Source organism: Paenirhodobacter sp. YD-8 (genome assembly GCF_056590935.1).
This window is the reverse complement of the sequence record NZ_CM152649.1, coordinates 3029098-3046138: the sequence shown is the minus strand read 5'-3', so window position 1 is coordinate 3046138 and position 17041 is coordinate 3029098. Positions and strand designations below refer to the sequence as shown.

Sequence of the window (17041 nt, the reverse complement as noted above, 5' to 3'; positions counted from 1 at the left end):
GGGCTCAACCGAGCTGTTTGGCCCGGCTCCGCAGTCGTTCGGAGAACTGGTAAATATCAGTGAGCGAGCCAATGGCGATCCGCTCTTCTTCTTCGGTGTCGAAGAGGCTCAAATACCATTGCTTGCGGTTGAAATGCAGCCGGGCAAGGGGTTTTCGGTTGTTGTTGTCGACCAGCACGGCACAATAGGTTTTGGCGTCCCGGAGTCCGACACGTTCGGCCGATATAATATCTCGGACGATTGCCCGGATCGTCAGCATCCCTTCAATTTCATCCTGAGTGGTGACGATATCCTCTGCCGAAGCCTCTTCCTCCGGGTGTTCGGTGTGCTGGGTGGTTTCCAACGCAGAGGAGAGTTTCGCCTGCACGGATTCCCGAACGATTTCACGGAACGCGATCTTGGTCGCCGCGCCGATTGCGTCCCGCACCTGTGCCGTGATCCGCCCGTCGTAGACCTCCGACGCAATGAGTTTGAGAAACTCTTGCGAGGGTTCCTCAAATTGTGCGCTGAGAAAACGTTTGACGCTCGAGACGTATTTCAGGCGACCTGCATTCAGCAGGATCTTGTCCACGTCGAAGGCAGATTTTTCAAACTTGCGAAGTTCTGTTACCGAGCTTGAATTCACATCGAGAAGGTCGAAGGTGAAGAACGGCTTGTTGTCGAGCTTGTTTGGCTCATCAAGATCTGTATAAAATTCATACACTTGCCCGTTCGTAAGGATTGCGAAGCGGGCGTTGGTGACGGTGAAGTAGCGGAAAAGCTGCGCCAGATGCTTTCGCTCCAGCTTGGCGTCAAGAGGTTTGCACTCGATGAGAATGCGAACCTCATTGTTCAGCCGAATGGCGTAGTCAACCTTTTCACCTTTCTTGCCGACGGCATCGGCGGTGAATTCTGGAATGACTTCTGCCGGATTGAAAACATCGTATCCGAGGGACTGAAGAAACGGCAAGACGACAGACGTCTTCACCGCTTCCTCGGTTATGATGGTCGCCGCATGCTGGCGGATACGTTCTGAAAGTCCTTTTAACGCAACGTCAATTCCGGTCATCCCCAAATCCCTATGAATTCCCGCCATTCGCCCTTGCTCATGCCGGAAGTCTCCTGCGTCACGGCCTCTCCGGCAAGCCTTCTTTTCAGCACCTCGACCGCCTTGCCCGACAGGGTCTCCCCGCCCAGACGGTAATCCTCGAAGGCCTCGTAGGCGGCGGGGACCCAGTCCTTGACGATCGCGCACATCGTCTCGGCATAGACCCGGATTTCGTATTGCGCATGGGTATCGGCGCGCAGGCGCAGGAAGTGGAAGAGGTTGTGCAGGTCTATCTTCCAGTACCACTGCGTGTAGATGTTCGCCGGCAGGTTCATCCGCGCAAGCTCGCGCGCGAGGCCCAGCTTGCCCGCCTCGGCGTCGGGGGTCAGCATGTCCTCGTAATGGTCATAGCTGCGCATCGCGTCCTCGCGCAGCAGGTCGAGCACGCGCGCGGCCTCGGCTCCTTCCAGCACCTGACCGCGGCCCTGGTTGTTCACGGTGGACTGCGCGGCAAGGTTCTCGGGCGCGGGGATGTAGAACTCGCGGTCGAGGATCGAATAGCGCGCCGAATATTCGTTCACGTTGGCGGTGCGGTGGCGGATCCATTGCCGGGCGACGAAGACCGGCAGCTTGACGTGGAACTTGACCTCGCACATCTCGAACGGCGTCGAGTGCCAGTGCCGCATCAGATAGCGGATCAGGCCGCGGTCGTCGCTGACCGCCTTGGTGCCGCGGCCGTAACTCACGCGCGCCGCCTGACAGATCGCCGCGTCGTCGCCCATGTAGTCGATCACCCGCACGAGGCCGTGGTCGAGCACCGGATGCGCGGTATAGAGATGCGCCTCCATCCCCGGGGCGGTGGCGCGCAGGGTGGGGGAGGCGGTGGCGCGCTGTGCGGCGATCTCGGCTTCCTGTTCGGGGGTGAGCGGCATGGGGTCCTCCGGGGATAGATTCGGTTCGCACTATATCTGGAGGGGCGGGTGCGCGGAACCGCGACATGATGCGGGTGTTTCCGGGGGGCCACGGCGAGGGGGCCGGACACGCGCAAACGTGTGCAAGAATTGACTTTCCGGGAGGGCTTGGGCACGCTTCGCGGCGAGGCAGGCTCAAAGAAAGATACCATAATGTTCAGGCTCGTTTTGCCGCTTTCGGCAGTTCTCATGATTTCGGCTTGTGGCGGGGCGGCCGTTGTCGGTCCGGCGGGCGGCGGAACGGATGGCGGCAGCACGGGCAACGGGTCGATCACCTCGGCCGCCGATATCCCCGCCGATCTGCGGGTGAACGTGAATGCCATCGCCTATGACCCCGCGGCCCAGACCCTGAGCGTGCAGATCGCCTCGCTCGATTCGACGCCGGCGACGGTGCAGTATCGCCGCACCGCCGCGCTCGACGTGGCGGGCTATCAGGCCTATTCGGTGCAGGAAGACGCGCTCGACCGGCTGTTCATCGCGCTTGCGGCGCAGTCGCCCGACGGTTCGGTGTCGGCGACGACGGTGGCGGATGGCGGGCAGTTCAACAAGTATTTCGCCGGCGGCGTCTACACCCGCAAGGGCGCCTTCGAGCGGCCCGAGATCGGCACCGGGCCGGGGGCCGGTCAGGTGTCCTATGCCGGCAACTATGCCGGGTTGCTGAACGGCGGCATCTCGCAGGACTCCCCGACGAGCGTGCTTCTGCCGACCGAGCCGGGCACCGACGCGTCGCTGCTGCCGGCGCAGTCGGCGCGCGTGTCGGGCAACATCTTCCTGAACGCGAACTTTGCCGACAACAGCGTCAACGGCTCGATCTACAACCGGATGGTGGTGGACACCAACACGGCGCTGAGCGATGTGATCCTCGTGGCGACCGACATCGCCGAGAACGGCACCTTCGAAGGCAGCGCGGAAGATTCCGACAAGGCGGCGGTCGGCACCTATGGCGGCGTCTTCGGCGGGCGCGGGGCGAATTCGGTGGCGGGGCTGGTGCACCTGACCGAGGTCATCCGTGACGTTGCCGACGAGCAGGAACATGGCGTCTTCGTGCTGTCGCGCTGCGGCGGCCCGAACGATCCGGGTGGTGTCTGCTCGCAGACCGCGACGCGCTGACCGCGATGGGGCAGCGTGCGATCCTGCGGCCCGGCCTTCTGGCCGGGCTGTTTGTCGCGGTCCTTGCCGCAAGCGCCGCGGCGCAGGCCCCGCAGGCCCGGGTTCCGGTCGATCAGGCGACGATCCCGCAGCTCGAGGTTGCGGCGTCGCAGCTTGCCGCGGCGGGGCGCACGGCCGAGGCGCTGCAGCTGGCCGAAGTGCTGTTGCTGCGCGATCCGAAGAACCCGCTCGCGCATTTCATCGTCGGTCAGATCACCTTCCGGGCGGGCAATACCGAGACCGCGCGCCGTGCCGCGCGGGCGAGCTTTGACAGTGCCGAAACGGCGCGTCAGCATTACGAGGCCGCGCGCCTGGCCGCGCAGGTCGCGCTTGCCGACCGGCGCTGGTTCGCGGCGCAATACTGGGCGCGCCACACCATCCAGTATGCACCGGACGCGAGACACCGCGCCGTGGCGGTCGAGGATTTCCGCCACCTGCGCGCCGACAACCCCTGGGACGGGCGGTTGCGCTTCGGCATCAAGCCGTCCGACAACGTCAATGGCGGCGCCGACGGGCGCACCAATGTCATCGATGGCTATGACGCGGTGGGCTGGCTCAGCGGCGATGCGATGGCGCTGCGCGGGGTCGCCGCCACGCTGAATGCCGATGTCAGCTATCGCCTTGCGCGCGATGCGGCAAGCGAGACCCGCCTTGGCGCCGTGGCCTATGCCCGCGCGGTCGAGCTTGCCGGGCGGCCGCAGATGGTGCCGCCCTATCTGCCGGGAACACCCGCGCCCGATCCGGTCGAGATCCACAATTCCGAATTCTCCTCGGCAGCGCTTGGCATGATGCTGGTTCATGCCCGGCGCCTCTCGGCCGATCTGACCGGCCGCGGTCAGCTCGAGCTCGGCCGGTCCTGGCAGGGCGGACGGCCGAATTACGATTACGGTCAGCTGCGCGCCGACCTGATGCGCAGCCTGGGGCAGGGCGCCACGCTGAGCTTCGGGGCCTCGTTCGAGCGGCGCGAGTGGGTCGACTCGTCGCGGGACGATTTCCTGCGCGCGCTCAACTTCGGCATGAGCCGCGGGCTCGCCGGCGGCACGCTCGGCTTCGGGGTCTCGGCGAGCGAGCTGGACAGCTCGAGCGCGATGGCCCGGTCCTGGGCGGTGTCGGGCTCGGTCAGCTACGAGCCGGGCTGGACCCTCGGCCCGGTGCATCTGAGCCTTGGGGCGGGGCTGGCGACGACGGTCTATCCCGATTACTCGATCGCCGGGATGCGGCCGGCGGGCGGGCGGCAGGATGACATGGCCTGGGCCGAGCTGGGCCTGTGGTCGCCGAAGATCGGCTATGCCGCCTTCACCCCCGAGCTGAAGCTGCAGGCGCTTGGGGTGACGAGCAACGTCAGCCGCTTCACCCGCAGCGAGGTGTCGGTGGCGCTTGGCTGGCGCTCGGCATTCTGACTGGACAGGCGGGCGCCGCGCCTTAGCTTCGGCGCGACAGGAGGTGAGACATGAAAATCCGTTATCTGCACACCATGGTCCGGGTGCTCGACCTTGAAAAGAGCATGGCCTTCTTCGAGCTTCTGGGCCTGAAGGAAACGCGCCGGATCGACAACGAGGGCGGCCGCTTCACCCTCGTCTTCATGGCGCCCGAGGGGCAGGAAGACTGCCCGGTCGAGCTGACCTGGAACTGGGACGGCGACGCCGCTCTGCCCTCCGACAGCCGCCATTTCGGCCATCTCGCCTATGGCGTCGAGGACATCTATGCGATGTGCGAGAAGCTGCAGGCGGCCGGGGTGACGATCAACCGCCCGCCGCGCGATGGTCACATGGCCTTCGTGCGCTCGCCCGACAACATCTCGATCGAGCTGTTGCAGATCGGCGCGGCGAAGGCGCCGGCCGAGCCCTGGCTCAGCATGCCCAACACCGGGCACTGGTGACCCGGCTCACCGCCTGAAGCGGTCGGCAAGCTTTTCCAGCGGCGTGCGGGTGTCTTCCCCGGGCGCCGCCTCCCGTGCCGCTTCGGCTGCGGGTTTCGCGGTGGCCGCGCCCTCGGTCTTCGGGGCCTTCGTTCCGGCCGAGCTGCGCGGCGGCGCGGTGCGCAGCGACACCGCGTTCAGGAAGCGGCTCTCGTCGCCCGCGGCCAGCGCCGGCGCCCCGTCCGAGATCCCGCGCAACAGGTCGTCGAGCCACGCCTGTTCCGCCTTGGCGAAATCGGCCAGCACGTAATTCGCCACCCGCGCCTTGTCGCCCGGATGGCCGATGCCAAGCCGCACCCGGCCATAGGCCTCGCCCAAGTGGGCGTGAATCGAGCGCAGCCCGTTGTGCCCGGCGTGCCCGCCGCCGTGCTTGAGCCGGCACTTGCCGGGGGCGAGGTCGAGCTCGTCGTGGAAGACGGTGATCTCCTCGGGCGGGATCTTGTAGAAATCCGCCGCCGCCCGCACCGAGCGGCCCGAGTCGTTCATGTAGGTCTCGGGTTTCAGCAAGATCACCCGGTTCGAGCCGAAGCGCCCCTCGCTGACCTGGCCGTGATAGCCCTTGCGCCAGGGCCCGAAGCCGTGGTCCGCGGCGATCCGGTCGACGGCCATGAAGCCGATGTTGTGCCGGTTGCCGGCGTATTTCTCGCCCGGATTGCCGAGCCCGACCCAAAGCTTCATGCGCGTTCTCCTTTCGCGCCTTCTAGCCCGCGCGCGCGCCGCGTTCCAGCCCCGCCGGGGGCAGGGCGCGCGCGGCGGATCCTTCGCCTTGCGGTTGCCCCCCGGCCGGGTCCATTCTGCCGTGGAGGGACCGGGCCGGAGCGGCCGGGCAGGAGGAGGACGCAAGGATGGGCGAGCATTTCACCGCGATGGTGATCCGCGATCACGAGGGCAAGCCGAAGGCGGGGTTCGAGGAACTGACCCTCGCCGATCTGCCCGACAACGACGTGCTGGTCGAGATCAGCCACTCGAGCCTGAACTACAAGGACGGGCTCGCGGTCAGCGGCAAGGGCCGGATCGCGCGGCGCCTGCCGATGGTGGCGGGGATCGACCTTGCCGGCACGGTGGTCGAAAGCCGCGCGCCCGACTGGGGGCCGGGGGACCGGGTGGTGGTGAACGGCTGGGGGCTGTCCGAGACCGAATGGGGCGGCTACAGCCGGTTCCAGCGGCTGAAACCTGGCCAGCTGACGCGGCTGCCCGCGGGCTTCACGGCCGAAGAGGCGATGGCGATCGGCACGGCGGGCTACACCGCGGCGCTGTGCGTGCTGGCGCTCGAGGACTGGGGTGTGATCCGGCCCGGCGCGGGCGAGGTGCTGGTCACCGGCGCGGCGGGCGGCGTCGGCACCGTGGCGATCGCGCTTCTGGCGGCGCGCGGCTATGCCGTCACCGCGGCGACCGGCCGGCCCGAGCAGCACGACTTCCTGGCGGGGCTTGGCGCGACGGGTTTCGTCGACCGCGCGGACCTCGCCACGCCGGGCAAGATGCTGCAGGCCGAGCGCTGGTCGGGCGCGGTCGATACCGTGGGCAGCACGACGCTGGCGAATGTGCTGGCGCAGACCGTCTATGGCGGCGCGGTTGCGGCCTGCGGTCTTGCGGGCGGTGCCGATCTGCCGGCCTCGGTCATGCCGCATATCCTGCGCGGCGTGGCGCTTCTGGGCGTCGATTCCGTGATGGCGCCGCAGGAGAAGCGCCGCCGCGCGTGGGAGTTCCTCGACGCCCATCTCGACCGGGCCAAGCTTGCCAGCCTGACCACCACCGCGCCGTTCTCGGATCTGCCCGAGCTTGCCCGCCGCATCGTCGCCGGCGAGACCCGCGGCCGCACCGTGATCGTGCTCAAATGACCGTGCGATTGTAACCCGCGCAATCGCGGCCCTTCCGGTCCGCCTGCGGCGGGCGTAAGCAGGCCGGACACGGACCGGAGGGCGGATATGAAGGTCTTCATCAACGGGTTTGGTCGGATCGGGCGCTCGGTGCTGCGGGCGCTGATGCGCGAGCGGGCGAAGGGCGGCGGGCGCTGGCCCGGGCTCGAGATCGTCGGCATCAACGACATCGCCAAGGCCGAGATCAGCGCCTATCTCTTCGCCTGGGACTCGGTCTTCGGCCCCTGGCCGGGCGAGGCACGGCTTGACGGCGCGGCGCTGGTGATCGACGGCGTGGCGATCCCGCTGCATCACGAGCCCGACCTCAGCCGGCTCGACCTGTCGGGCGTCGACGTGGTGATGGAATGCACCGGTCGCGCCGACACCGCCGAGATCGCCGGCCGCGGCCTTGCGGCCGGGGCGCGGCGGGTGCTGATCTCGGGCCCCTCGAAGGCGGCCGAGCTGACCGTGGTTCTGGGCGCGAACGAGGAGAAGCTCGGCGCGCAGCGCATCGTGTCGAACGCCAGCTGCACCACCAATGCGCTCGCGCCGCTGCTGCGGCTGATCGACCGGGAGTGGGGCGTGGTCACCGGCTCGATGACCACGGTGCATTGCTACACCGGCAGCCAGCCCACCGTTGACGCGCCGGCGGCCGATTTCGCCCGCTCGCGCGCCGCGGCGCTGTCGATGGTGCCGACGACGACCTCGGCCGGGCGGCTTGTCGACGAGGTGCTGCCGCATCTGGCGGGCCATGTCATCGCGCAGGCGGTGCGGGTGCCCACGGCCTCGGTCTCGGCGGTCGATCTGGCGCTCGTCACCGAGCGGCCGGCGACGATCGAGGCGGTGAACGCCGCCTTCCGCGCCGCGGGGGGCGTGATCGGCGCGACCGACCTGCCGCTCGTCAGCACCGACCTGCGGGCGCGGCCCGAAAGCGTGGTCATGGCCTGTCCCGAGACGAAGCGCACCGCGGGCGGGATGCTGCGCGTCTTCGGCTGGTATGACAACGAATGGGGCTTCTCGAACCGGATGCTCGACGTGACCTGCCGGATGGCCTGACCCGTCCCCCACACAGCAAAAAGCCCCGCCAATGGCGGGGCTTTCGCATGTCTGGATGTCCTGCGCCGGTTAGCGGCGGTCGCCCATGAACTGCAGCAGGAACATGAACAGGTTCAGGAAGTCGAGGTAGAGCTGCAGCGCGCCGAGGATCGCGGCCTTGCCGACGAAATCATGGTCCGAGGCTGCGAGCTGCAGATAGGTGTTCTTGATGTTCTGCGTGTCATAGGCGGTCAGCCCGGCGAAGATCAGCACGCCGATCACAGAGATCGCGAACTGCAGCGCGCTCGACGCGATGAAGAGGTTGAGCAGCGAGGCGACGATCAGACCGATCAGGCCCATCATCAGGAACGACCCCATCGCCGACAGGTCGCGCTTGGTGGTGTAACCGTAGAGCGACAGACCGGCGAAGGAGATCGCGGTGACAAGGAAGGTCTGCGCGACCGAGATGCCGGTATAGGCGGCGAAGATGAAGCTGATCGAGAGCCCCATCAGCGCCGAATAGCCCAGAAAGACCATCTGCGCGGTCGAGGTGCTCATCTTGTTGATCATCGCGCCGAAGGCGAAGACCACCGCGAGCGGGGCGAGCATCACCACCCATTTCAGCCCGGTGCCGAAGATCGCGGCGACGAGCTGCGGGTTCGAGCCCACGCCCCAGGCGACCGCGCCGGTGATCAGCATCGCCACCGACATCAGCCCGTAGACCTTGTTCATATGGGTGCGCAGACCCTCGTCGATATAGGCGGAGCGCTGGCCCGCCGCGGCCTTGCGCATCGTGTCGAACTCAGCCATGAAAACCTCCGTGCATGTCCCTTTGGCGGCCCCTGAAGCCGCTTTCCGCCCCGATATTGGAAGCGGGGCGGCGCATTTCAAGCGCTTTCCGGCCGGAAAATGCAGGCGCAGAAACACGATGGCGGGAGCGGGGGCCGGGATCGGCTCAGTGGCCGGGCCGGTCGAACCAATGTGCCGGCGCATCCCAGAACGGCCGCTCGGTCTCCTGCATCGCCTCGCGCGGGTCGATGCCGGCATCGGCCATCAGCCGCGGATCGAGGAAAGTCAGCGCACGCCGGCTGCGGCGCAGGCTCTGCCAGCCGAGCAGCGTTGCAAGCAGGCTGCGCGACCGGCGCAGCGGGGCGAAAAGGCGCAGGGTGCGGATCATTTCCGTCTCCTTTCGTGAACTCGGTGTCCTGATCTTCACGAAAGTTGATACATCTTGACGTATCCATCAGCATAACGAAAGATTGTGCGGGTTACTATCAAGGATCGTGATGATGCCCCGCAACCTTGACCTTGCCGCGCTGCGCGCCGTGCTGGTTGTCACCGAAGCCGGTTCGGTGACCCGTGCGGCCGCACTGCTCAATCTGACGCAATCGGCGGTCTCGATGCAGATCCGCCGGCTCGAGGAGGCGTTGGGCGTCGCGCTCTTCAACCGCCGCGCGCGTCGGCTCGAGCCCACGGTCGAGGGGCAATGCCTGGTCACCTATGCGCGCCGGATGCTGGCGCTGAACGACGAGGCGCTCGAGGCGCTTGGCCTGACCGAGGAGGTCGAGGAGATCCGCCTCGGCGTGCCGCCCGACATCGTGGCGCCGCAGATTCCGGCGATCTTGCGGCTGATGGCGGTGCAGGCGCCGCGGCTGCGCATCACCCTGACCACCCATGCCAGCCGCGAGCTGCGGGTGCGGCACGAGGCGGGCGATCTCGACCTGATCCTGACTACGGAAACCGCACCGGGGCCGGGGGGCGAGGTGCTTGACGAGCGCCGCCTCGTCTGGCTGGGCGCGCCGGGGCTGCGCGCCGAGCACGAGCGGCCGCTGCGCATCGCCTTCGCCGAGATCTGCGCCTTCCGCCCGATCGCGATTGCCGCGCTTGACGGGGCGGGCATCGCCTGGCGCAATGCGATGGAGGGCGACAGCGAACAGGTGGTTGATGCGACCGTCGCCGCGGGGCTGGGGGTTTCGGTGCGGCTCGAGGGCTATTACCCGCCCGGCTGCATGGAGCTCGGCCCCGAGGCCGGGCTGCCCGATCTCGGCCGGTCCTGCATCTGTCTGTATGATGGCGGCCGCGCCCGGGGCGCGATCGCCGATGCGCTGCGCGCCGAGATCGTGCGCGCCTACCGCCCCTCGGCCGTCGCCGCCTGAGGCGCGGTCAGCACCACCACCTTGCCGGTCGAGCGCCGCGTGCGCAGCATCTCGAGCGCCTCGGCGGTCTGCTCGAGCGGGAAGCGGGCCGAGATATGCGGCGTCAGCCCGCCCTCGGCGAACCAGCCGAAGAGCGTGGCCATCGACGTGGTCAGCACCTTCGGATCGAGCGTGAGATAGCCGCCCCAGTAGAGACCGTGGATCTCGAGGTTCTTCACCAGCGCGTGGTTCAGCTTCAGCATGGGCGGCTCGCCCGCGGCAAAGCCGATCACCAGGAACCGCCCGCCCGGCTTCAGCGCGGCAAAGGCGGCCTCGCCCGCGGCCCCGCCAAGCGCGTCATAGACGACATCGGCCCCGCCCGCGGCCTTCAGCGCGGCCTTGAGATCGGGCGTCTCGCTGTCGATCAGCACATCGGCGCCCGCGGCCTGCGCCACGGCCAGCTTTTCCGGCCCACGGGCAAGCGCGATCACCCGCGCCCCCATCCGCTTGCCGATCTCGACCGCGGTCAGCCCGACGCCGCCGGCCGCGCCCAGCACCACGAGCGTCTCGCCCGGCGCGAGCCGCGCGCGGGTCGACAGCGCGACATGCGAGGTGCCATAGGCGATCTGGAACGCCGCCGCCGCCTCGAAGCTCATCGCCTCGGGCAGGGGGGTGCAGCGCGTCTCGGGAAAGACGCCGGCCTCGGCCAGCCCGCCCTGGCCTGAGAACACCGCAACCCGGGTGCCGGGCGCGATCGTCGTGCCCGGACCGGCCGCGGTGACGGTGCCGGCCAGTTCCATTCCCATCACGAAGGGGCAGGCGGGGGTGTCCTGATATTTCCCCTCGATCATCAGCAGATCGGCGAAGTTGAGCCCGCAGGCGGCGATCGCGACGGAAAGCTCGCCCGGACCCGGGGCGGGCAGGGGCAGCTCGGTCAGGGTCGGGGCGGTCTTCGTCTCGCTCAGCAGGATGGCGCGCATCGTCTCCTCGGGTCGCTTGGTCGGGCCGGGTGGGCCGGCCGAAATCGGTGGCAGGATAGCGGCGGGAGGCGGAGCCGACCAGACCGCCCTTCGTCGGAACGACGAATCAACCGCGTTGCAGGCTGGGACAATTTCCCCGGGGGAATTTGCAAATTGCATTGCAAAATGCAAAACACGCTGAACGCGAAATCAGTTTCTCGACTGCGCCCTTGGGCTGATTTCTTTGAACCTGACCAAAAGGACAAGTCGGCTTGCGGCGGGGTGCCGACGAGACCTGTCTTTTTGGATAGGTTTGCGGTTTTGCGCCGGATTCCCCGCTTTGAGCCGTGATATCCAGAGAAAATAAAGTGGCTTGAGGACGATTGAATGACACACCCGGTTGATGTCCACGTGGGCAAGCGCATCCGCCATCGTCGTTGGATGATCGGCATGACCCAGCAGCAACTGGCCGACAAGGTCGGTATTAAATTTCAGCAGATTCAGAAATATGAAACCGGGATGAACCGCGTGTCGGCCTCCCGTCTTTGGGACATCGCCGACGCGCTCGAGGTGCCCGTCTCCTTCTTCTTCGAGGGTCTTGCCGGCGAGGCGCCGGTGACCGGTGCGGCCGCTCCGGCAGCCGACCTGATGGCCGACAAGGAAGCGCTTGCGCTGGTGCGCTCCTATTACGCCATCCCCGAGGCGCAGCGCCGCCGCCTGTTCGAGCTGGCGAAGGTGCTGTCCGACGCGGCCTGAAAGCCGCCGGCGGAACCGCGGGGTTGACCCGATGCAGGGGGGCGGTTACCGCTCCCCTTGTCATTTGGAGGGGTGCCATGTCGCCGCAACTGTCGTCCACCGAAACCGCCGATCTGATCGCCACCGCCGAGGCGCTGGCCGATGCCGCCCGGCGCGAGAGCCTGCGCCATTTCCGCACCGCGGGCGGGCTTGCCGCCGAGACCAAGGAAACCGAGCGCTTCGACCCGGTGACCGTGGCCGACCGCGCCGCCGAGCGGGCGATGCGCGAGATCCTCGCCGCGCGGCGGCCGCAGGACGGCATCTATGGCGAGGAATATGGCGTCGTGCGCGGCGAGAGCGGGCTGACCTGGGTGCTTGACCCGATCGACGGCACCCGCGGCTACATGTCGGGCACGCCGACCTGGGGGGTGCTGGTCGCGCTCTCCGAGGAGACCGCCGAGGGGCCGGGCCAGCCGCTGCTGGGGGTGATCGATCAGCCCTATATCGGCGAGCGCTTCGTCGGCGGTTTCGGTGCGGCGCAGGTGACCGGTCCGCTGGGGCGCGCCGAGCTTGCCGTGCGCGCGCCGCGCAAGCTGTCCGATGCGATCCTGTTCTCGACCTTCCCCGAGGTCGGCACCGCCGAGGAGGGCGCGGCCTTCGCCCGCCTGTCGCGCGAGGTGAAGCTGACCCGCTATGGCACCGATTGCTACGCCTATGCGCTGATCGCGGCGGGGCAGATCGACCTGGTCGTCGAAGCCGGGCTGCAGCCCTATGACGTCGGCGCGCCGATCGCGGTGATCGAGGCCGCAGGCGGCGTCGTCACCGACTGGGAAGGCGGCCCCGCCTGGCGCGGCGGCCGCGTGCTGGCCGCGGCGAATGCCGAGATCCATGCCGCCGCGATGGCGGTGCTCAACGCCTGAGCGGACCACCGGCCGGGACCGGGCGAGGGGGCCTTCCGCCCCCTCTTTCGCTTGCGCGAAATTCACCCCCCGAGGATATTTGAGGCAATTGGAAGGGGGAGGGAGCATGCGTGAGATCGTGATCCGCGGCGCAGAGGTCGTCGTCACCATGGACGGCGCGCGCCGCGAGCTGAAGGGCGCCGATGTGCTGGTCCGCGGCGGGGTCATCGCCGCGGTGGGCGAGGGGCTGGGCAGCGCGGGCGAGGTGGTCTCGGCACGCGGCTGCGTGGTGACGCCCGGTCTCGTGAACACCCATCACCACCTTTACCAGAGCCTGACGCGGGCGGTACCGGGCGGGCAGGATGCGCTGCTCTTCGGCTGGCTGACCACGCTCTATCCGATCTGGGCGAAGATGGGGCCGGAGGAGATCCGGGTCTCGGCGCTGACCGGGCTGGCCGAACTTGCGCTGAGCGGCTGCACGCTGACCTCGGATCACCTTTATCTCTTCCCGAACGGTGCGCGGCTCGAGGACACGATTGCCGCGGCGGGTGAGATCGGGCTGCGCTTTCACCCGACGCGGGGCGCGATGTCGATCGGCGAGAGCGCGGGCGGGTTGCCGCCCGACAGTCTGGTCGAGCGCGAGGAGGCGATCCTGAACGACTGCATCCGCGTCATCGACGCCTTCCACGACCCGCGCCCGGGGGCGATGGTGCGGGTGGGGGTGGCGCCGTGCTCGCCCTTCTCGGTCTCGCGCGGGCTGATGCGGGATGCGGCGCTTCTGGCGCGCGACAAGGGGGTGATGCTGCACACCCATCTGGCCGAGAATGACGAGGACATCGCCTATTCGCTGGCGCAGTTCGGCTGTAGGCCCGGGCAATATGCCGAGGATCTGGGCTGGACCGGCGATGACGTCTGGCACGCGCATTGCGTCAAGCTCGATACGGCCGAGATCGACCTGTTCGCGCGCAGCCGCACGGGTGTCGCGCATTGCCCCTGTTCGAACTGCCGGCTCGGCTCGGGCATCGCGCCGGTGCGGGCGATGCGCGACGCGGGCGTGCGGGTCGGGCTGGGAGTCGACGGCTCGGCGAGCAACGATGCCGGCAACCTGATCGGCGAGGCGCGGCAGGCGATGCTGCTGCAGCGCGTGCAGAACGGCGCCGATGCGATGTCGGTGCGCGAGGCGCTGGAGATCGCGACGCTCGGCGGTGCGCAGGTTTTGGGCCGCGACGATTGCGGCAGTCTGGCGCCCGGGCTGCGCGCCGATATCGCGGTCTGGGATGTCTCGGGGCTCGAGGCGGCCGGCGCCTGGGACCCGGTCGCGGCGCTGCTTCTCGCGGGGCCGCCGCGGGTCAGGCACCTCTTCGTCGAGGGCCGGCAGGTGGTGCGTGACGGCCGGCTGACCACCATCGACCTGCCGCGGGTGATCGAGGAGCAGACCCGCCTTGCCCGCGCGCTGGCGGGCTGAGGCCGCTCAGAGCAGCCCGCGCCGCGCCGCCTCGATCGCCGCCTCGGCGCGCGAGGCGATGTTCAGCTTGCGGTAGATGTTCTTCACATGCGTGCCCACGGTCTGCGCCCCGATGCCGAGGGCATGGGCCGCCTCGGGGATGGTCAGGCCGCGGCCGATGGCGCGCAGCACCTCGGTTTCGCGCTGCGTCAGGGCGACGGCGGGGTCGGCCGGGGCGGGCGTGGCGGGGCTGCGCAGCCGCTCGAGCAGGCGCCGTGCGATCCGCGGCGAGATCGCCACCTCGCCGCGTTCGAGCCCGGCAAGCCGCGCCTCGATCCCGGCCAGATCCTCGCCCTTCAGCAGATAGCCATGCGCCCCCGCGCCGAGCGCGCGCAGCACCGTGCCGTCATCCTCGAAGACGGTGGTGACGATCGCCGTGGCGTTGGTGTCGCCCGCCAGCTCGGCGATCAGCGCATCGCCCGAACCGTCGGGCAGGCCGAGGTCGACAAGCGCGATCAACGGCCGGTCGATGTCGCGGTGCCGGCGCAGCCAGTCGCGCGCCTCGGCGAGCGAGCCGGCCTCGCCCGGGCGGGCGCCGAAGATCCGCGCTGCCAGCTCGGCCATCGCGCGGCGCAGCGGCGCCATGTCCTCCACGATCAACACCTGTCGGTCCCCGTCCATCGCGCCTCCCTTCGGTTCGTCAGTGGCCGCTGGCGCATCCTGCCGCGCGGTGCGCGCCCGCGCCATCCCTCAGCCACGGGACGCGAGCGGCAGGCGCAGCTCGACCGCCGTGCCCGTGGCCGCGCTGTGCAGCGCGATCTCGCCGCCCGTCTCCTCGATCCGGCGGCGGATGTTGCGCAGCCCGTTGCCCGGCCGCGCCGCGCCCTCGGCCGGCAGGCCGCACCCGTCATCGGCAAAGCGCAGCGCCAGCGTCCCGCCCGAAAGGCTGCAGCCGACCTGCACCTGTGCCGCGCCCGAGTGGCGGATGGCGTTGCTTGCCAGCTCGCGCAGCACCGAGACCAGCACCCGGCCAAGCGGCGCGGGCACCGGGCGGGTGTCGTCGAAGGCCGCGCCCGCGGGCCAGTCGGCGCCGATCCCCGCCAGCGCCAGCCGGCTCACCGTCTCGTGGCGCAGATCGGCGAGCAGCTCGCCCAAGGGCCGCTCGGGCCCGGTCATGCCGTCGATGATCTGGCGCATGTCCGACATCGCCTCGCGCAGCTCGGCCCGCACCGCGGCCAGATCCTCGCGGTGCAGCGAGGTCATCAGCCGTGCGCCGACGTCGTCGTGCAGATCGCGCGCGATCCGGGCGCGCTCGGTCACGACGCCGCGGTCATAGGCGGCGCGCGCTTCGTCCATCTCGCGCACGAGGGTCAGCAGCGCGGCCGCGACCGCGCGATCGGCACTGCCGAAAAGCTGCCGGCCCTGTCCGGCAAAGCCGAGCAGCAGCCCCGCGCCGCCGATCGGCGAGGGCACGGCCAGCCGGCGGCCGTCGTCGCGGATCTCGAGCGCGTCGCAGCCGCAGGGGGTGATCTCGAGCGGCGCGAACTGCGCGGCCAGAAGCGCCTGCCAGCGCGCCGCGCGGTCGGTCGACGAGACGGCGAAGGCCACTTCGCTCGCGCCGCGCAGAAGCAGGATGTCGCGCCGGTTGCGCCGCGCGTCGAAGCGGCGCAGCAGGATCTCGCGGGCGGGCAGCCAGGCGATGACGGCGGCCAGGAACGGCAGCGACAGGGTCCAGCCCGCCCCCGTCGCCAGCACGAGGACCAGATCGAGGACCAGCACCGCGAGCAGCACCAGTGCCGCGACGGCGGCCTTCACCGCCCAGCTGCCGAGATCGAAGAGCCGGTAGCGCGAGATTGCCACCGCCAGCGCCAGATAGACCAGAAGCAGAGCGCAGGCCGTGACCTGGATCGGCAGCAGGTCGCGTCCGATCAGCAGCTGCGGCACGAAGTTCAGCGCGGTGAACAGGCTGATGCAGATGACGAGCGCCGCGCCGACAAGACGGAAGGCCGCGCGGTGGGCCGGGTCGGTGCGCGCGCGTCGCGCTTGCAGGCCCGCGGTGGCCAGGATCGCCACGCCGAGGCCGAGCGCATTGAGCAGATGCAGCGTCGGCACGTCGCGCCAGGGCAGGGCGACACCGGCGACCCAGACCCCGACAAGCCAGAGCGCGACGGCGTAAAGCGCCCCGCGCGGGACGATCGGGAAGGGGTGGCGGGCAAACAGCACAAGCAGCGCGAGTGCCCACAGATAGGTGGCAAGGTAATTCGCCTGCGTGTTCCAGTAATGCAGCGCCGGCCCGCTGGCGGGGCTTGCCTGCACGTTGATCGCCAGCGTCACCGTCACCACGGCCAGCGCCGCCCCGTTCGCGAACAGCGCCCGGGAGGTCCAGTCGCGCGGCCGCACCACCCCGGGCCAGAGCCCGATCAGCAGCGCGCAAAGCCCCATGCCGAGCGAGAGCACCGCGCTTGGCGCCAGCGTCGCGAGCCCCCCCGGAAGCGCCCGCGCCGGCACAAGCCGCCCGTCGGGCAGGCGCAGGGCAAGGCCGGGCTCGGTCAGCAGCGCGGCAAGCCGGGCACGGTCGCGCCATTCGGCGGCGTTCTCGGCCGGGCTGCCGCGGAATTCGCTCGTCGACAGGAACCGCACCATCGGCGCCAGCAGACGTGCGCTGCCATCCGGCGCGACGATCGCGGCAGGGGCGGTCTCGTCGAAGGGGCCGGCGCCCGTGACCTCGACCATACCCGCCGCGCCGGGGCGGATCTCGAAGCTCGTGCGGGGCAGCTGTGCCACGGCAAGGGCCGCGAGGGCCATGCAGGCCAGCGCCAGCGCCGCGAAAAGCGCGAAGGCCGTGGCGGGGCTTTTCAGAAGCGAGATCGGCATCGTACCTCCCGGGGCGCCTGCTTTTGATAGCGGCGCGCC

Annotated in this window: 17 protein-coding genes; 9 read left to right on the top strand and 8 right to left on the bottom strand. The window is 69.1% G+C overall.

Annotated features, from left to right (window positions below; genetic code table 11):
* Nucleotides 1-4 precede the first annotated feature (4 nt).
* Together AC0QTQ_RS14765 and thyX are read right to left on the bottom strand one after the other, a co-directional pair.
* Nucleotides 5-1048, bottom strand: a complete 1044-nt coding sequence (locus AC0QTQ_RS14765) for a type I restriction endonuclease (RefSeq protein ID WP_480257203.1) — start codon at nucleotides 1046-1048, stop codon at nucleotides 5-7.
* Nucleotides 1045-1959: an FAD-dependent thymidylate synthase gene (gene thyX, locus AC0QTQ_RS14760; protein ID WP_480257202.1), complete on the bottom strand. Its 915-nt coding sequence runs from the start codon at nucleotides 1957-1959 to the stop codon at nucleotides 1045-1047. The genes AC0QTQ_RS14765 and thyX overlap by 4 nt, the downstream gene beginning before the upstream one ends.
* 228 nt (nucleotides 1960-2187) lie before the next feature.
* Between thyX and AC0QTQ_RS14755 the strand changes: the two genes are divergently transcribed.
* Genes AC0QTQ_RS14755 through AC0QTQ_RS14745 form a run of 3 tightly spaced genes read left to right on the top strand, consistent with a single transcriptional unit; the run spans nucleotide 2188 to nucleotide 5026 of the window.
* On the top strand, nucleotides 2188-3108 hold the full coding sequence (locus AC0QTQ_RS14755) for a HupA family protein (RefSeq protein ID WP_480257201.1): 921 nt from the start codon (nucleotides 2188-2190) through the stop codon (nucleotides 3106-3108).
* Nucleotides 3109-3113: 5 nt separating this feature from the next.
* The gene (locus AC0QTQ_RS14750) at nucleotides 3114-4547 is read left to right on the top strand and encodes a hypothetical protein (protein WP_480257200.1); all 1434 of its coding nucleotides are present in this window, start codon (nucleotides 3114-3116) and stop codon (nucleotides 4545-4547) included.
* A gap of 50 nt (nucleotides 4548-4597) precedes the next feature.
* Nucleotides 4598-5026 (top strand): VOC family protein, encoded by a 429-nt coding sequence (locus tag AC0QTQ_RS14745; protein WP_480257199.1) that lies wholly within the window; start codon nucleotides 4598-4600, stop codon nucleotides 5024-5026.
* A gap of 6 nt (nucleotides 5027-5032) precedes the next feature.
* Here the strand turns inward: AC0QTQ_RS14745 and pth are convergent, their stop codons facing one another.
* On the bottom strand, nucleotides 5033-5743 hold the full coding sequence (gene pth, locus AC0QTQ_RS14740) for an aminoacyl-tRNA hydrolase (protein WP_480257198.1): 711 nt from the start codon (nucleotides 5741-5743) through the stop codon (nucleotides 5033-5035).
* A 167-nt stretch (nucleotides 5744-5910) separates the two neighbouring features.
* Between pth and AC0QTQ_RS14735 the strand changes: the two genes are divergently transcribed.
* Nucleotides 5911-6903, top strand: a complete 993-nt coding sequence (locus AC0QTQ_RS14735; RefSeq protein WP_480257197.1) for an MDR family oxidoreductase — start codon at nucleotides 5911-5913, stop codon at nucleotides 6901-6903.
* An 87-nt stretch (nucleotides 6904-6990) separates the two neighbouring features.
* Nucleotides 6991-7977 (top strand): type I glyceraldehyde-3-phosphate dehydrogenase, encoded by a 987-nt coding sequence (locus tag AC0QTQ_RS14730; RefSeq protein WP_480257196.1) that lies wholly within the window; start codon nucleotides 6991-6993, stop codon nucleotides 7975-7977.
* Nucleotides 7978-8046: 69 nt separating this feature from the next.
* On the opposite strand, the gene AC0QTQ_RS14725 is transcribed toward AC0QTQ_RS14730, so the two are convergent.
* Both AC0QTQ_RS14725 and AC0QTQ_RS14720 read right to left on the bottom strand, forming a co-directional pair.
* On the bottom strand, nucleotides 8047-8766 hold the full coding sequence (locus tag AC0QTQ_RS14725) for a Bax inhibitor-1/YccA family protein (protein WP_480257195.1): 720 nt from the start codon (nucleotides 8764-8766) through the stop codon (nucleotides 8047-8049).
* Nucleotides 8767-8911: 145 nt separating this feature from the next.
* Nucleotides 8912-9133: a DUF1127 domain-containing protein gene (locus AC0QTQ_RS14720; RefSeq protein WP_121532797.1), complete on the bottom strand. Its 222-nt coding sequence runs from the start codon at nucleotides 9131-9133 to the stop codon at nucleotides 8912-8914.
* Between the two features lie 112 nt (nucleotides 9134-9245).
* On the opposite strand from AC0QTQ_RS14720, the gene AC0QTQ_RS14715 reads away from it, so the two are divergent.
* On the top strand, nucleotides 9246-10112 hold the full coding sequence (locus tag AC0QTQ_RS14715; protein ID WP_480257194.1) for a LysR family transcriptional regulator: 867 nt from the start codon (nucleotides 9246-9248) through the stop codon (nucleotides 10110-10112).
* Here AC0QTQ_RS14715 and AC0QTQ_RS14710 read toward each other — a convergent pair.
* On the bottom strand, nucleotides 10085-11071 hold the full coding sequence (locus AC0QTQ_RS14710) for an NADPH:quinone oxidoreductase family protein (RefSeq protein ID WP_480257192.1): 987 nt from the start codon (nucleotides 11069-11071) through the stop codon (nucleotides 10085-10087). The genes AC0QTQ_RS14715 and AC0QTQ_RS14710 overlap by 28 nt on opposite strands.
* A gap of 366 nt (nucleotides 11072-11437) precedes the next feature.
* Here AC0QTQ_RS14710 and AC0QTQ_RS14705 point away from each other — a divergent pair, with 366 nt between their 5' ends.
* From AC0QTQ_RS14705 to AC0QTQ_RS14695, 3 genes are all read left to right on the top strand, one after another.
* The gene (locus tag AC0QTQ_RS14705; RefSeq protein WP_121532801.1) at nucleotides 11438-11806 is read left to right on the top strand and encodes a helix-turn-helix domain-containing protein; all 369 of its coding nucleotides are present in this window, start codon (nucleotides 11438-11440) and stop codon (nucleotides 11804-11806) included.
* Nucleotides 11807-11883: 77 nt separating this feature from the next.
* Nucleotides 11884-12705, top strand: a complete 822-nt coding sequence (locus tag AC0QTQ_RS14700) for an inositol monophosphatase family protein (RefSeq protein ID WP_480257190.1) — start codon at nucleotides 11884-11886, stop codon at nucleotides 12703-12705.
* Nucleotides 12706-12811: 106 nt separating this feature from the next.
* Nucleotides 12812-14149: an 8-oxoguanine deaminase gene (locus AC0QTQ_RS14695; RefSeq protein ID WP_480257189.1), complete on the top strand. Its 1338-nt coding sequence runs from the start codon at nucleotides 12812-12814 to the stop codon at nucleotides 14147-14149.
* 6 nt (nucleotides 14150-14155) lie between these two features.
* Here AC0QTQ_RS14695 and AC0QTQ_RS14690 read toward each other — a convergent pair whose 3' ends face one another.
* Nucleotides 14156-14809 carry a LuxR C-terminal-related transcriptional regulator gene (locus tag AC0QTQ_RS14690; RefSeq protein ID WP_480257188.1) on the bottom strand — a complete coding sequence of 218 codons (654 nt, stop codon included), beginning with the start codon at nucleotides 14807-14809 and terminating at the stop codon, nucleotides 14156-14158.
* A gap of 69 nt (nucleotides 14810-14878) precedes the next feature.
* Complete coding sequence (locus AC0QTQ_RS14685) at nucleotides 14879-17002, bottom strand: sensor histidine kinase (protein WP_480257187.1); 2124 nt, start codon at nucleotides 17000-17002, stop codon at nucleotides 14879-14881.
* Nucleotides 17003-17041 lie beyond the last annotated feature (39 nt).

What these genes read in the sequence shown, in the direction of transcription:
- AC0QTQ_RS14765 (WP_480257203.1), bottom strand. Translation starts at nt 1,048, where the DNA reads ATGACCGGAATTGACGTTGCGTTAAAAGGACTTTCAGAACGTATCCGC.
- thyX (WP_480257202.1), bottom strand. Translation starts at nt 1,959, where the DNA reads ATGCCGCTCACCCCCGAACAGGAAGCCGAGATCGCCGCACAGCGCGCC.
- AC0QTQ_RS14755 (WP_480257201.1), top strand. Translation starts at nt 2,188, where the DNA reads ATGATTTCGGCTTGTGGCGGGGCGGCCGTTGTCGGTCCGGCGGGCGGC.
- AC0QTQ_RS14750 (WP_480257200.1), top strand. Translation starts at nt 3,114, where the DNA reads ATGGGGCAGCGTGCGATCCTGCGGCCCGGCCTTCTGGCCGGGCTGTTT.
- AC0QTQ_RS14745 (WP_480257199.1), top strand. Translation starts at nt 4,598, where the DNA reads ATGAAAATCCGTTATCTGCACACCATGGTCCGGGTGCTCGACCTTGAA.
- pth (WP_480257198.1), bottom strand. Translation starts at nt 5,743, where the DNA reads ATGAAGCTTTGGGTCGGGCTCGGCAATCCGGGCGAGAAATACGCCGGC.
- AC0QTQ_RS14735 (WP_480257197.1), top strand. Translation starts at nt 5,911, where the DNA reads ATGGGCGAGCATTTCACCGCGATGGTGATCCGCGATCACGAGGGCAAG.
- AC0QTQ_RS14730 (WP_480257196.1), top strand. Translation starts at nt 6,991, where the DNA reads ATGAAGGTCTTCATCAACGGGTTTGGTCGGATCGGGCGCTCGGTGCTG.
- AC0QTQ_RS14725 (WP_480257195.1), bottom strand. Translation starts at nt 8,766, where the DNA reads ATGGCTGAGTTCGACACGATGCGCAAGGCCGCGGCGGGCCAGCGCTCC.
- AC0QTQ_RS14720 (WP_121532797.1), bottom strand. Translation starts at nt 9,133, where the DNA reads ATGATCCGCACCCTGCGCCTTTTCGCCCCGCTGCGCCGGTCGCGCAGC.
- AC0QTQ_RS14715 (WP_480257194.1), top strand. Translation starts at nt 9,246, where the DNA reads ATGCCCCGCAACCTTGACCTTGCCGCGCTGCGCGCCGTGCTGGTTGTC.
- AC0QTQ_RS14710 (WP_480257192.1), bottom strand. Translation starts at nt 11,071, where the DNA reads ATGCGCGCCATCCTGCTGAGCGAGACGAAGACCGCCCCGACCCTGACC.
- AC0QTQ_RS14705 (WP_121532801.1), top strand. Translation starts at nt 11,438, where the DNA reads ATGACACACCCGGTTGATGTCCACGTGGGCAAGCGCATCCGCCATCGT.
- AC0QTQ_RS14700 (WP_480257190.1), top strand. Translation starts at nt 11,884, where the DNA reads ATGTCGCCGCAACTGTCGTCCACCGAAACCGCCGATCTGATCGCCACC.
- AC0QTQ_RS14695 (WP_480257189.1), top strand. Translation starts at nt 12,812, where the DNA reads ATGCGTGAGATCGTGATCCGCGGCGCAGAGGTCGTCGTCACCATGGAC.
- AC0QTQ_RS14690 (WP_480257188.1), bottom strand. Translation starts at nt 14,809, where the DNA reads ATGGACGGGGACCGACAGGTGTTGATCGTGGAGGACATGGCGCCGCTG.
- AC0QTQ_RS14685 (WP_480257187.1), bottom strand. Translation starts at nt 17,002, where the DNA reads ATGCCGATCTCGCTTCTGAAAAGCCCCGCCACGGCCTTCGCGCTTTTC.